This is a genomic window from Oceanibium sediminis (assembly GCF_003265325.1).
In the GTDB taxonomy this organism is placed as follows: Bacteria; Pseudomonadota; Alphaproteobacteria; order Rhodobacterales; family Rhodobacteraceae; genus Halovulum; species Halovulum sediminis.
Genome location: NZ_QGNX01000002.1, coordinates 527,184 through 538,974, shown reverse-complemented (window position 1 = coordinate 538,974; position 11,791 = coordinate 527,184). Strand labels below are relative to the sequence as shown.

Here is an 11,791-nt window from a genome sequence, read left to right as displayed (position 1 = left end):
ACTTGAACAAGGAGGACTGAGAATGGGACGTGTTGCACTTGTAACCGGAGGGTCGCGCGGGATCGGCGAGGCCATTTCGAAACGACTGCAGGCGGATGGCTACACGGTTGCCGCCACCTATGCCGGCAACGACGAGAAGGCCGCGGCCTTCACCGCTGAAACCGGCATCAAGACCTACAAGTGGAACGTTGCTGATTACGAAGCCTCCAAGGCCGGGATTGCCCAGGTCGAGGCCGACCTGGGGCCGATCGAGGTGGTTGTCGCGAACGCCGGCATCACCAAGGACGCGCCGTTTCACAAGATGACCCCGGAGCAGTGGAGCGCGGTGATCGACACCAACCTGACCGGCGTGTTCAACACCGTCCACCCGATCTGGCCTGGCATGCGTGAGCGCAAGTTCGGGCGGGTGATCGTGATTTCCTCCATCAACGGGCAGAAGGGGCAGTTCGCGCAGGTGAACTACGCGGCGACCAAGGCCGGGGACATCGGCATCGTGCGCTCGCTCGCGCAGGAGGGCGCGCGCATGGGGATCACCGCCAACGCGGTCTGCCCCGGCTATATCGCCACGGAAATGGTGATGGCGGTGCCCGAGAAGGTGCGCGAGTCGATCATCGCGCAGATCCCGGCGGGCCGCCTGGGCGAGCCGGAAGAGATCGCCCGCTGCGTGGCGTTCCTGGCCTCGGACGATGCGGGCTTCATAAACGGCTCGACGATCTCGGCCAACGGGGCGCAGTTCTTCGCCTGAGGTCCTGCGCCCGTTTGGCGGGCCTGTCGCCCCGTGCCGGGCGGCGGGTCGCCGGGGCGGCGCCGGAGCCTCCGGCGGGGATATTTGAAGACTTTGGAAGGCGGGCGCTTCGCCTTCCCTGGCAAGAGGAAGGGCCGCTCCCGGTGTGGGGCGGCCCTATCGTCTTCAGCGGGATGGGGTCAGGCGGGGCGCGCCGGCGCGATGGCGTGCACCTGCAGCTTGCCCCGGGAGGCCAGGGTACGAAGGCTTTTCAGGGCGTCGTGGAAGGCGCGTGAGCGTTCCATCCGGCCGAGCGCGATGGCGTCTTCACGGGTAAGGCTGTGTTTCGCGTGGGTCATGGCGGGTTTCCTCGTAGCGTGCCGGGCAGGGGCGCTGCCCTGTCGATCCTGTCCCCAATATGACGGGGCGCGGGGGCGTCGACAAACGAGTCTTTCTTCTGCTTCGATTAAGTTATACTTATGTGGTCATGGTCGATCGCCTGCCACCGCTCACGGCTTTGCGCGCCTTTGAAGCTGCGGCGCGGCATATGAGCTTTGCCCTGGCGGCGGAGGAACTGGCGGTGACGCCGGCGGCGCTGAGTTACCAGATCAAGAACCTTGAAGCCCATCTGCAGGCGCCCCTGTTCCGGCGGCTGAACCGGGCCGTGGAATTGACCGAGGCGGGGGCGGCGCTGTTGCCCTATGCCTCGGAGGGGTTCGATGCGCTGCGCCAGGGCTGGCGCGCCGCCCAGCGCACGTTGGAGGGGGCGGTGTTGAACATCACCGCGGGGCCCGCGTTCACCGCGAAGTGGCTGGCGCCGAAGCTGTTCCGGTTCGCGCAGCAGAACCCGGACATCGAGCTGCGCTTCAGCGCGACGCTGCGCGTGCTGGATTTCGACCGGGACGCCGTGGACTTGGCGATCCGTTTCGGGCAGGGCCGGGACGAGGGGTATTTTTCTGAGGCGCTTTATCGCGGTTGGATCACGCCGATGATGCGCCCGGATATCGCTGCGCGGGTTGCCAGCCCCGCGGACCTGCTGAAGGAAAACCTGATCCATGACGAAAGCCTCGATTTCCTGCGGACGCCGCCGAATTGGGCCTGCTGGTTCCAGCATGCAGGCGTCGATGCGGCGCAGGTCCGGGGGCCGCATTTCACGCAGGCCGATCACGCCCTGGACATGGCGCTGGAGGGGGGCGGCGTGGCGCTCGGGCGCAGCTCCATCGCGCTGACGGCGTTGCAGAGCGGCGCCCTTGTCGCGCCGTTCCCGCTGGCGCTGACGGTGGACGCGCATTATCGCATGGTCTGCCCGCTGGGGCACGAGACGCGGCCGCGCATCGCCCGTTTCCGGGAATGGATCCATGCCGAGCTGGCCGCCGCCGCGCCGCTTGCGGAAGGGCGGGAGTTTGTCCATATCGAGTAGGAAATCCCCCTGCCGAGGACATTTGACATGAAGATCGGGATATTGCTGACCGGGACCCTGCCCGAGGTGATCGTGGCGCGTGGCGGCGAGTATGACGCCTATTTCAAGCGCCTGCTGCTGTCGGTCGATCCCGAGCTGGAGCTTTTCACCGTGGATGTCGTGAACGGCGAGGCGCTGCCCGCGCCGCAGTCGGCGGACGGCTGGCTGATCACCGGCTCTCGCCATGGCGTGTACGACGACCTTCCCTGGCTGGAGCCGCTGAAGGCGTTCTGCAAATCAGCGATCGCCGCTGGGGTGCCCGTGGTGGGCGTCTGTTTCGGCCACCAGCTTCTGGCCGAGGCGCTGGGCGGCAGGGCGGTCAAGTCCGACAAGGGCTGGGCGCTGGGCGTCCACAGCTACCAGCCCGGGGCAACGCCGGAATGGCTGCCCGAGGGGTTGCGTAGAGCGTGGTCGGGCCACGTGGTGCACCAGGACCAGGTCGTCGCCCTGCCCGAGGGTGCCACGGTGCTGGCCAGTTCCGACTTCTGCCCTTATGCCGCGCTTGCCTACGGCGACCCGGAGCGCCCCGATGCGCTGAGCGTACAGCCCCATCCGGAATACACCAACGAGCTGTTCAACATGGTGTCCGAGCATCGCCTGAGCGCGACGGTTCCCGCGGAAGAACGCGCGGCCGCGGCCGCCACGCTGGATATTCCCGTGGCCAGCCGCGACTGGGCCGAGGCGATGGTGCGCTACTTCCGGCGGATGAACGCCGCGGCCTGAACGCTCAGCGTTTCTTGAAGGGCGCCATGCCGGCGCGGGCCAGCTCGTCCGCGCGTTCGTTTTCCGGGTGCCCGGCGTGGCCCTTGACCCAATCCCAGGTCACGTCGTGGCGCGCGGCGGCGGCGTCCAGCGCCTGCCACAGGTCGGCGTTCTTGACCGGCTTCTTCGCGGCGTTCTTCCAGCCGTTGCGCTTCCAGCCATGGATCCACTTGGTGATGCCGTCACGGACATAGGTGCTGTCGGTCACGATCCGCACCGAGGAGGGGCGGCTGAGGGTCGTCAGCGCCTCCAGCGCGGCGGTCAGTTCCATGCGGTTGTTCGTGGTCTCGGCCGCGCCGCCGGAGAGGTCCTTTTCCTTGACGATCTTGCCGTCCCGCGTTGCGTGCAGGACCACGCCCCAGCCGCCGGGGCCGGGATTGCCGGAACAGGCGCCATCCGTGTAGGCGATGATCTTGTTCATGCGCGCGCCCAGACCGTCAGGTTCAGGCTTGGCGTGCCGTCGTAGTTCGTGCCGGTCCCGTGGGTGATTTCCCAGTCGGTAAACCCGGTCTGCTGCAGCAGGTTCGTCATTTCTTCCTCTCGAAAAGGGGTGTAGAGGCGCCCGAGGTCGTCCCGCCAGTCGCGGGGGCCCTTCTGGACGCCGATATAGAGCAGGCCGCCGGGACGCAGCGCCGTGTGGATGCGTTGAAGGATGTCGGCGCGATCCTCCCGGTCTGCGTGCTGCAGGGCATAATGCGACCAGATCGCGTCGTAGCGCGCGCGGCGCGACAGCGTCTTGAAGTGGGCGACCTTCAAGTCGAGGTCGTAGCGCTTCTTCGCTTCCTCGGCCAGGCCCGCGCTGGCGTCGAGCGCATCGACGGTATGGCCCATGTCGCGCAGGGCGGCCGCCGCCCAGCCGACGCCGCAGCCGAAATCGAGGACCCGTGCCCCGTCCGGCAGGCGCGCGGCAAAAGCGGCCAGTTTCGGGTGTTCGGCGGACTCTGTGGCGAAGTCTGCGTATTCGGCTGCGTTGCCGTCATAGAAAGCGAGCGTCCTGTCGTCCACGGTCTCACCCCAGTTTCCCGGCCACGAGGCAGGCCAGAACGCCAAGCGTCAGCGGCGCGCGCAGGGCAATCCACCAGCGCGGGCCAAGGCCCCAGCCGCGGAACATCAGGTCGAGCGCGAAGAGGAACACGAAGCCGATGATCAGCGACAGCAACGCATCGGGCGAAACCGCGACCACCGCCGCCCAGATCGCTGGCGCGACGCTGACCGCCATCTGCTTCCAGCCGGTCCTGCCCGCCTGTGCCGCGAATCCCCAAAGGCAGCCCCCCATGAAGGCGAGGATCGTTGACCCGTAGGCCTGCAGGATCAAAAGGCCGGTGATCGGATTCTCAATCCCCGGCATGAGCCCGTGAACCGCCAGAGCCCCGGCGAGGAAGGGCAACAGCCCGGCGAAGCCGAGGATAAGGGCGGGGCGTGGAATCGCGTTCATCGTGTTGATCCTTGCGGGGTTCGGGCGAAGTCGCCGCGGCTCAGGCCACGGGCTCGCGCAGGACGCGGGGGACCTTGAATTCCACGTTCTCCACCGCCGTTTCAACCATCTCGACCGTAATGTCGTAGCGATCCGCGAAGGCGCCGATCACTTCGTCAACCAGCGTTTCGGGGGCCGAGGCCCCGGCAGTGATGCCGACGGCGCTCACCCCCTCGATCGCGCGCCAGTCGATGTCGGCCGCGCGCTGCACCAGCATCGCATAGGGCGCGCCGCCGCGGGCCCCCACCTCGACCAGCCGCTTGGAGTTGGAGGAGTTCGGCGCGCCGATCACCAGAAGCGCGTCGATTTTCGGCGCCATCGCCTTCACCGCTTCCTGACGGTTGGTGGTGGCATAACAGATGTCTTCCTTGTGGGGTCCGACGATGGCGGGAAAGCGCGCCTTGAGCGCTTCGACGATACCGGCTGTGTCGTCCACCGAAAGGGTGGTCTGGGTGATGAAGGCCAGCCGCGCAGGGTCGCGCGGGGTGAGGGTGGCGACATCCTCCACGGTTTCGACCAGCAGCACCTCGCCCTCGGGCAGCTGGCCCATGGTGCCGAGCGTTTCGGGGTGGCCGGCGTGGCCGATCATCACCATCTGCAGGCCGTTGTCGTGGTGGCGCGCCGCTTCGATATGAACCTTGGACACAAGGGGGCAGGTCGCATCGACATAGATCATCTGACGTCGGGCCGCCTCGGCTGGGACGGCCTTCGGCACGCCGTGGGCGGAAAAGATCACGGGGCGGTCGTCGGGGCAGTCGTCCAGCTCCTCGACGAAGACGGCACCCTTGGCGCGCAGCCCATCGACTACGTATTTGTTGTGCACGATCTCATGGCGGACAAAGACCGGGGCGCCCCATTTTTCCAACGCCATTTCCACGATCTTGATCGCCCGGTCCACGCCCGCGCAAAAGCCGCGCGGCGCAGCAAGGTAGAGGGTCAGGGGCTGGGGCATCGGCACCTCTCGGGTTGCAGGACTGGAACCGTTTATACGCAGGGCGACCGCGCACTGCCACCCCCACCGGCGCATCGCGCGATCATACCGCCGCCAGCCCCCAGAGGACGATCGCGTAGCGCAGGGTTTTCACCGCGCCGACGATGACGACGAAGGCCCAGAGCGGGCAGCGCATGATCCCTGCGACCACCGTCACCGCATCCCCGAACGGCGCCCATGAGATCAGCAGAGACCACAGACCCCAGCGGATATACCACTCCTGCGCCCGTTCAAGCTGTGTGTCGCTTACCGGGAACCATCGGCTATGCCGGAAGTGCTCGATCCAGCGCCCGATGACCCAGTTCAGGACAGAGCCGAGCGTATTGCCGACGCTGGCCACGCACAGCAGGGCCCAGACCGGCGCATCCTGCCGGAAGTAGAGCGCGCCGAGCACGATCTCGGACTGGAACGGCAGGAGCGTCGCGGCGCCGAAGGCCGCGGCGAACAGGATGGCGAGGGCGCTGAGCGTGTCTGTCATCAACTCCGGGAACCTGCCGGTCTGTGCCCCCGGCCGATCACTCCGGGGCGTTGCCGTCGCGCATGATCGCGTCGCGCACCCGGCCCAGGACGGCGTCCAGCATGGAGGGCGTCAGTCGGCGGGTGTTCATGTTGTAACGCGAGCAGTGGTAGCTGTCGAAGACCTGCAAGCCGTTCAGGCGATGCTCGGCCCCGTGTTCGAAGGGCGCAGCCGTCTGCGGCACGTCGAGACAGCGCAGCAGCGCCTCATGCGCGACGCGCCCGACGCAAAGGACCGCGCGCAGCCGGGGCAGGGCGGCGATGCGCGCCGCAAGGAAGGGGCGGCATGCGGAGAGCTCCTCCCCGGTGGGGCGGTTGTCCGGGGGCAGGCAGCGCAGGGCGTTGGTGATCATCGTGTTCTGCAGCGCGATATCGTCCCGCCCGTCCGAGTCGTAGGTGCCGCTGGCAAGCCCGTTGCGCGTCAGCGCCTCGAACAGGGTCCTGCCGGAATCATCCCCCGTGAACGCCCGCCCGGTGCGGTGCGCGCCCATGCGCCCCGGTGCAAGGCCGAGGATCAGAATGCGCGCGTCCGCCGCCCCGAAAGAGGGGACAGCGCCGCCCCACCAGTCCGGGTGCGCCCGCGCCAGGGTGCGGCGATGCGCGACCAGGCGGGGGCAGCGCCGGCAGCCTTTCGGCGGCTCGGCCCGACTCACCCTTCGGTGTCGCCCCGCGCGGCGGAAGTCCTGTTGTAGTCCTCGCGCGGCGGGCGGCCGATCACGTCGCGCAGGTCCTCCAGCTCGATGAAGTTGTCGCACTGGCGGCGCAGTTCATCGGCAATCATCGGCGGCTGCGAGCGGATGGTGGACACCACCGAGACCCGCACGCCCTGGCGTTGCAGGCTTTCGACCAGTGGCCGGAAGTCACCGTCGCCTGAGAACAGGACGATGTGATCGACCCGCGGCGCAAGCTCCATCGCATCGACCGCGAGCTCGATGTCCATGTTGCCCTTGACCTTGCGTCGGCCCATGCTGTCGGTGAATTCCTTGGCTGGCTTGGTGACCATGGTAAAACCATTGTAATTCAGCCAGTCGACCAACGGCCGGATCGGCGAATACTCTTCCGATTCCAGCAGCGCGGTGTAGTAGAAGGCGCGCAATAGCTTGCCTCGCCTCATGAACTCTGCGCGTAAGAGTTTGTAGTCTATATCGAAGTTCAGGGCCTTTGCTGCGGCATACAGATTTGACCCGTCTATGAAAAGCGCGATGCGCTCATCCCGATAGAACATCAGTAATCCCCCGGTCAGAAATTGACTTTTCAGGTACACAAAAAGTCTCTCTAGGTGTACTAACGTGTTCACGCCCTGCGCAACACCTAAACGAGAAAAGACGAACACGACCGCCCGGAATGTCCAACCTGATTGCAATAGCAGCCCCCGTGCATGAGGAGGCACCGGATCCGCCCGACCTGATCGCGCATGCGGTCTGGTTGCTGAAGGGGCAGGGTCTTGTCGTCACGGCACAAAGTGCGTTGTACCGCGCCCCGTCCGGTCGGGAAGGGGACGGCCCCGATGTTGTCTCGTCCGTCATAGCGGCGCGCAGCGATCATTCGCTCGACGCGCTTATTGCGTCGGCCCGGCGGGTGGAGGCCGCGCTCGGCGCGAAACGTCCGCAGGCCGCGCCGCAGATCGAGGTGCTGACCAGTGGCGATGCCGTCTTGCCCGATGAACTGACGGTTCGCCGGGCAATGGCCGATGGCGCGGGGGCGGGCGCGGTATGGCCGCACCCGCAGCTACACCTTCAGCCGCGCTACCTGGTCCCGCTGGCGGAAGTCGCGCCGGACTGGCTTCACCCCGTCCTCGGCCAGACGGCCCGCGCCCTGCTTGAGGCCAGCCCCGACGCACAGCGACTGGCGTCCGCGGTGAAGGACGCCGGAGAAGCGCCGCGGGATGTTGCGGAGTAGATTTACGCGAAATGATTTAATGGAAGCCTGCCTTCCCTCGTCTGATTGCGACGGCAGGTAAGCAGACTGTTTTTTAAGGTATTCCGGCCAATGAAGAATGTCGACGTCGTTCATGGGACGGTAAATACCGGTTTTGTCCCGCTGACCGCGCCGGGAAAGGTCATTCATGATCTGCGATCGGCCAAGCGGGGGCTGCTGGATACCGTGCCGTTGAGGATCGCGTTGCTCACGCGGTCGATAAACATGGACCGCCGGATCGCTCCGGACCCGATTTTCCATGCCCCCGCCATCCTGTCGATTGGCCCCGTGTACTCGGTCGACGGGCAGCCCATCGAGGCGATGTTCGACGGCTACCACCATTCTCACCTGGCCAGGCGCTACAAGAAGGTGGTCAAGCAGCACAAGGTCATGTTCCGACGGCGCGACATGCGGATCGCGGGGGAGCGTGCGTACTTCATAGAAAAGCACAGCCTTGGAAACTACTTCCACTGGGTGACGGAGGGGTTGCCGCGCCTGGCCGCCGTCCTCTCTCATGGTGAGCGGATCGGTATCCGTCAGATCGTGGTGAACAGCGGCAACGCCGGCGCGCTCGGGTTCAAGCTGGAATCGCTGAAGGCTCATTTTCCCGAACTGGCCGACAAGGTGGTGTTGAACGCGCACCGGCGGGCCTGGGCCTTCGATGGCTTCACGGGGACATCGGCGAGTCTGTCGCATTTCCAGGCTGTCTCCAGTCCCGCAAGGCGCATATTTGGCGGCGCGCGTGGCACGCGCCTGACCTCCGCCACGCAGGAGTTCGCCGCGCTGGCCGCAGACCGGACCCGGGGCCTGACAGCGTCAAGTTCCGTCGTGTGCTGATTTCGCGCGCGGATGCGCCCACGCGCAAGATCAGCAACGAGGATGAAGTGTTCAAGGCGCTTCAGCCCTTGGGGTTTGAGCGCATTCGCGCGACGGACTACAGCCACGCCGAGCAGGTTTCGATTTTCCGCAATGCCGAGGTGATCGTCGGCGCGCATGGCGCAAACCTTGCGAATCTGATCTTTGCCAGCCCCGGCGCCCAGGTTTTTGAGATTACGAACCAGCAATTCATGAACCGGTTCTACTCTTTCGCCGACCTCGCGAACCTGCGCGGTTTGAGGTACCGCCTGCTGGTGGCGGACGAAGACGGGGACATGGCCAAGATCGTGAACAATGTGGGCAACAACATCAGGATGAGCCCGGTTTCTGTACGGGTGTTTCCGGGTTTACCCAATAGGGCGGCGGCTTATGCCTGCCCCCTTGCACCGCAAGGGATTCTCCACTACATGACAGCCTTCCCACCCCTATCCGGAGGTCCCGATGGCCCGCGTTACCGTTGAAGATTGCGTCGATAAGGTCCCGAACCGTTTCGAGCTTGTCATGCTCGCAGCGCATCGTGCGCGTGAGCTGTCCTCGGGGGCTGAGCTGACGGTTGACCGCGACAAGGACAAGAACCCGGTCGTCGCCCTGCGTGAAATCGCGGACGAGACGCTGACCGCGGACGTGCTGCGCGAGGCCGCGATCGAAAGCCACCAGCGCCAGATCGAGGTGGATGAGCCGGAAGAGGATTCTATGGCGCTTCTCATGTCCAACGACCAGCCTGAGCCGGTTCAGGACGACATGTCCGAGGAAAAGCTTCTGCGTGCGCTGATGGAAGCGCAAGGCGAAAGCTGACCGACGCCCCCGGCGGCCTGTCCGGGGCCGCCTATTGGATAAAACGCGATGATCAGTGACGAGGAACTCGTTGACCTGATACGGGTCTACAACCCGCATACCGATGCGGCCCTCGTCAAAGATGCCTACGCCTACGGGATGGCCGCGCACGAGGGGCAGGTGCGCCGCTCAGGCGAGCCCTATTTCACGCATCCGATCGAAGTCGCCGCGCTGCTGACCGAGCAGCGCCTCGACGATGCGTCGATCATCACCGCCCTGCTGCACGACACGATCGAGGATACCGGCTCCACCTATGACGCGGTGGAGCAGCGCTTCGGCACGGAGATCGCGCAGCTCGTCGATGGCGTCACCAAGCTGACCAACCTGGAGCTGAGCTCGGTCGAGACCGAGCAGGCGGAGAATTTCCGCAAGCTGCTGATGGCCATGTCCAAGGACCTGCGCGTGATCCTGGTCAAGCTGGCGGACCGGCTGCACAACATGCGCACCATCAAGTTCATGACGCCCGAGAAGCAGCAGAAGAAGGCGCGTGAGACGATGGACATCTATGCGCCGCTGGCCGGGCGCATGGGCATGCAATGGATGCGCGAGGAGTTGGAGGACATCGCCTTCCGCATCCTCAACCCCGACGCACGCCAGTCGATCATCCGCCGTTTCATCACCCTCAAGCGCGAGACGGGCGACCTGATCCCCCAGATCACCGAGGATATCCGCAAGGTGCTCGACCAGTCGGGGGTCAGCGCGGAAGTGATCGGGCGCGAGAAGAAGCCCTATTCGATCTGGCGCAAGATGGAGGAGAAGGGCGAAGGCTTCGGCCGCCTCTCGGACATCTACGGCTTCCGGATCATCGCCGACACCGTTCCCGATTGCTACATCACGCTCGGGGCCGTGCACCAGCGTTGGGCGGCGGTGCCGGGGCGGTTCAAGGACTACATCAGCCAGCCCAAGTCGAACGGTTACCGTTCGATCCACACCACGGTTTCGGGGCGCTCCGCCAAGCGGGTGGAGATCCAGATCCGCACCCGCCAGATGCACGAGGTCGCCGAGACCGGCGTCGCCGCGCATTGGAGCTACCGTGAGGGCGAGCGTTTCGAGAACCCCTTCGTGGTGGACCCGGTCCGCTGGCTGGCCCAGCTGACCGAGCGCTTCGAGCAGGCCGACAACCCGGCGGAATTCCTCGACTACGTGAAGCTCGAGATGTTCACCGACCAGGTGTTCTGCTTCACCCCCAAGGGCGACGTGATCAAGCTTCCGCGCGGCGCGACGCCGATCGATTTCGCCTATGCCATTCACACCCGGATCGGGGACAGCTGCGTCGGCGCCAAGATCGACGGGCACCGCGTGCCCCTGTGGACCCGGCTGCGCAACGGCCAGTCCGTGGTGATCGTGCGCGCCGAGGGCCAGCGCCCCCAGGCCAGCTGGGAAGAGATGGTCGTGACCGGGCGCGCCAAGTCCGCGATCCGCCGCGCCCTTCGGGAAGAGCATCGCGCGGGCCATATCCGCCTTGGCCAGGAAATCGCCCGCGTGGCGCTGGAACGGGTGGGCAAGAAGGCTACGGACAAGGCGCTGAAGACGGCGGCGAAGCAACTGTTGCTTGAGGATGCGGACGACCTTCTCGCCCGCCTCGGCGCGGCCGAACTGACCGGCCAGGAGCTGATCCGCACCCTGTACCCTGAGCTGATCCGCGACGACGACATGACCCGCGACGGGATCGGCCCCGAGCGTCCGATCATCGGCCTGCCCGGCGGGCAGACGGCGCAGCCCGCGCCCTGCTGCCAGCCGATTCCGGGTGAGCGTATCATCGGCATCGCGGTGCGTGGCCAGGGCGTGCAGATCCACGCGATCGACTGCCCCACGCTGGCCGCGCTGGAGGACCAGGCGGACCGCTGGATGGACCTGCGCTGGACCGATGGCGCCGCACGAACGCCGCATTTGGCGTGTATCGAGGCAGTGATCGCAAATGACGCCGGGGTGTTAGGGCGGATTTGTACCTTGATCGGGGAACAGCGGGCGAACATTAGCGACATCGTGTTCACGGACCGCAAACCCGATTTTTACCGGATCGTCATCGATCTGGAGGTAAGAGACCTCAAACACTTGCATAACGTGCAGACCGCACTTGAGGCTGACAGCGATGTCACGCAGGTAACTCGGTTCCGGGGGCTTGTAGCCGACCCGATAGGGACCAGCTATTAGGATATTCGCGGCGCGCGGATGATAGGGTAACAAGGGACGGCATCCGGGCGGGTAAGACCGGGATGCCATGGGGAAGACGCGAGG

At 65.7% G+C, this 11,791-nt stretch carries 16 protein-coding genes; 8 read left to right on the top strand and 8 right to left on the bottom strand.

The genetic code is table 11. The annotated features are described in order from the left end of the window. Nucleotides 1-22: 22 nt before the first annotated feature. Nucleotides 23-745 carry an acetoacetyl-CoA reductase gene (phbB, locus tag DJ029_RS08065; protein ID WP_112321827.1) on the top strand — a complete coding sequence of 241 codons (723 nt, stop codon included), beginning with the start codon at nt 23-25 and terminating at the stop codon, nt 743-745. A gap of 179 nt (nt 746-924) precedes the next feature. Here phbB and DJ029_RS21685 read toward each other — a convergent pair whose 3' ends face one another. Then, a complete protein-coding gene (locus tag DJ029_RS21685; protein WP_157966301.1) occupies nt 925-1,083 on the bottom strand; it encodes a hypothetical protein in 159 nt (52 codons plus the stop codon). Nucleotides 1,084-1,211: 128 nt separating this feature from the next. On the opposite strand from DJ029_RS21685, the gene gcvA reads away from it, so the two are divergent. Next, the gene (gcvA, locus tag DJ029_RS08060) at nt 1,212-2,144 is read left to right on the top strand and encodes a transcriptional regulator GcvA (protein ID WP_112322018.1); all 933 of its coding nucleotides are present in this window, start codon (nt 1,212-1,214) and stop codon (nt 2,142-2,144) included. 27 nt (nt 2,145-2,171) lie between these two features. Further along, on the top strand, nt 2,172-2,906 hold the full coding sequence (locus tag DJ029_RS08055) for a type 1 glutamine amidotransferase (RefSeq protein WP_112321826.1): 735 nt from the start codon (nt 2,172-2,174) through the stop codon (nt 2,904-2,906). Nucleotides 2,907-2,910: 4 nt separating this feature from the next. On the opposite strand, the gene rnhA is transcribed toward DJ029_RS08055, so the two are convergent. The 7 genes from rnhA to DJ029_RS08020 form a co-directional block, all read right to left on the bottom strand. Then, nucleotides 2,911-3,366, bottom strand: coding sequence for a ribonuclease HI (rnhA, locus tag DJ029_RS08050; RefSeq protein ID WP_112321825.1), 456 nt, complete (start codon nt 3,364-3,366; stop codon nt 2,911-2,913). Beyond that, nucleotides 3,363-3,950 carry a class I SAM-dependent methyltransferase gene (locus DJ029_RS08045; RefSeq protein WP_157966300.1) on the bottom strand — a complete coding sequence of 196 codons (588 nt, stop codon included), beginning with the start codon at nt 3,948-3,950 and terminating at the stop codon, nt 3,363-3,365. Before DJ029_RS08045 ends, rnhA begins: the two co-directional genes overlap by 4 nt. Nucleotides 3,951-3,954: 4 nt before the next feature. Then, a complete protein-coding gene (locus DJ029_RS08040; protein ID WP_112321823.1) occupies nt 3,955-4,380 on the bottom strand; it encodes a DUF3429 domain-containing protein in 426 nt (141 codons plus the stop codon). Between the two features lie 40 nt (nt 4,381-4,420). Next, nucleotides 4,421-5,371 carry a 4-hydroxy-3-methylbut-2-enyl diphosphate reductase gene (ispH, locus tag DJ029_RS08035; RefSeq protein ID WP_112321822.1) on the bottom strand — a complete coding sequence of 317 codons (951 nt, stop codon included), beginning with the start codon at nt 5,369-5,371 and terminating at the stop codon, nt 4,421-4,423. An 82-nt stretch (nt 5,372-5,453) separates the two neighbouring features. After that, nucleotides 5,454-5,888, bottom strand: coding sequence for a YqaA family protein (locus tag DJ029_RS08030; RefSeq protein ID WP_112321821.1), 435 nt, complete (start codon nt 5,886-5,888; stop codon nt 5,454-5,456). Nucleotides 5,889-5,925: 37 nt separating this feature from the next. Beyond that, entirely contained in the window at nt 5,926-6,579 is a 654-nt protein-coding gene (locus DJ029_RS08025) for a uracil-DNA glycosylase (RefSeq protein WP_112321820.1), read from the bottom strand. Next, nucleotides 6,576-7,151 (bottom strand): LabA-like NYN domain-containing protein, encoded by a 576-nt coding sequence (locus DJ029_RS08020; protein WP_112321819.1) that lies wholly within the window; start codon nt 7,149-7,151, stop codon nt 6,576-6,578. The genes DJ029_RS08025 and DJ029_RS08020 overlap by 4 nt, the downstream gene beginning before the upstream one ends. A 119-nt stretch (nt 7,152-7,270) precedes the next feature. Between DJ029_RS08020 and DJ029_RS21680 the strand changes: the two genes are divergently transcribed. The 5 genes from DJ029_RS21680 (at nt 7,271) to DJ029_RS08005 (ending at nt 11,707) form a co-directional block, all read left to right on the top strand. Continuing rightward, on the top strand, nt 7,271-7,825 hold the full coding sequence (locus DJ029_RS21680; protein ID WP_157966299.1) for a hypothetical protein: 555 nt from the start codon (nt 7,271-7,273) through the stop codon (nt 7,823-7,825). A 90-nt stretch (nt 7,826-7,915) separates the two neighbouring features. Then, complete coding sequence (locus DJ029_RS22085; protein WP_232823010.1) at nt 7,916-8,680, top strand: glycosyltransferase family 61 protein; 765 nt, start codon at nt 7,916-7,918, stop codon at nt 8,678-8,680. Beyond that, on the top strand, nt 8,674-9,180 hold the full coding sequence (locus DJ029_RS08015; RefSeq protein ID WP_232823009.1) for a glycosyltransferase family 61 protein: 507 nt from the start codon (nt 8,674-8,676) through the stop codon (nt 9,178-9,180). Before DJ029_RS22085 ends, DJ029_RS08015 begins: the two co-directional genes overlap by 7 nt. Next, the gene (gene rpoZ / locus DJ029_RS08010; RefSeq protein WP_112321817.1) at nt 9,161-9,514 is read left to right on the top strand and encodes a DNA-directed RNA polymerase subunit omega; all 354 of its coding nucleotides are present in this window, start codon (nt 9,161-9,163) and stop codon (nt 9,512-9,514) included. The genes DJ029_RS08015 and rpoZ overlap by 20 nt, the downstream gene beginning before the upstream one ends. Before the next feature lie 48 nt (nt 9,515-9,562). Continuing rightward, a complete protein-coding gene (locus tag DJ029_RS08005; RefSeq protein ID WP_112321816.1) occupies nt 9,563-11,707 on the top strand; it encodes a RelA/SpoT family protein in 2,145 nt (714 codons plus the stop codon). The last annotated feature ends 84 nt before the right edge of the window (nt 11,708-11,791 follow it).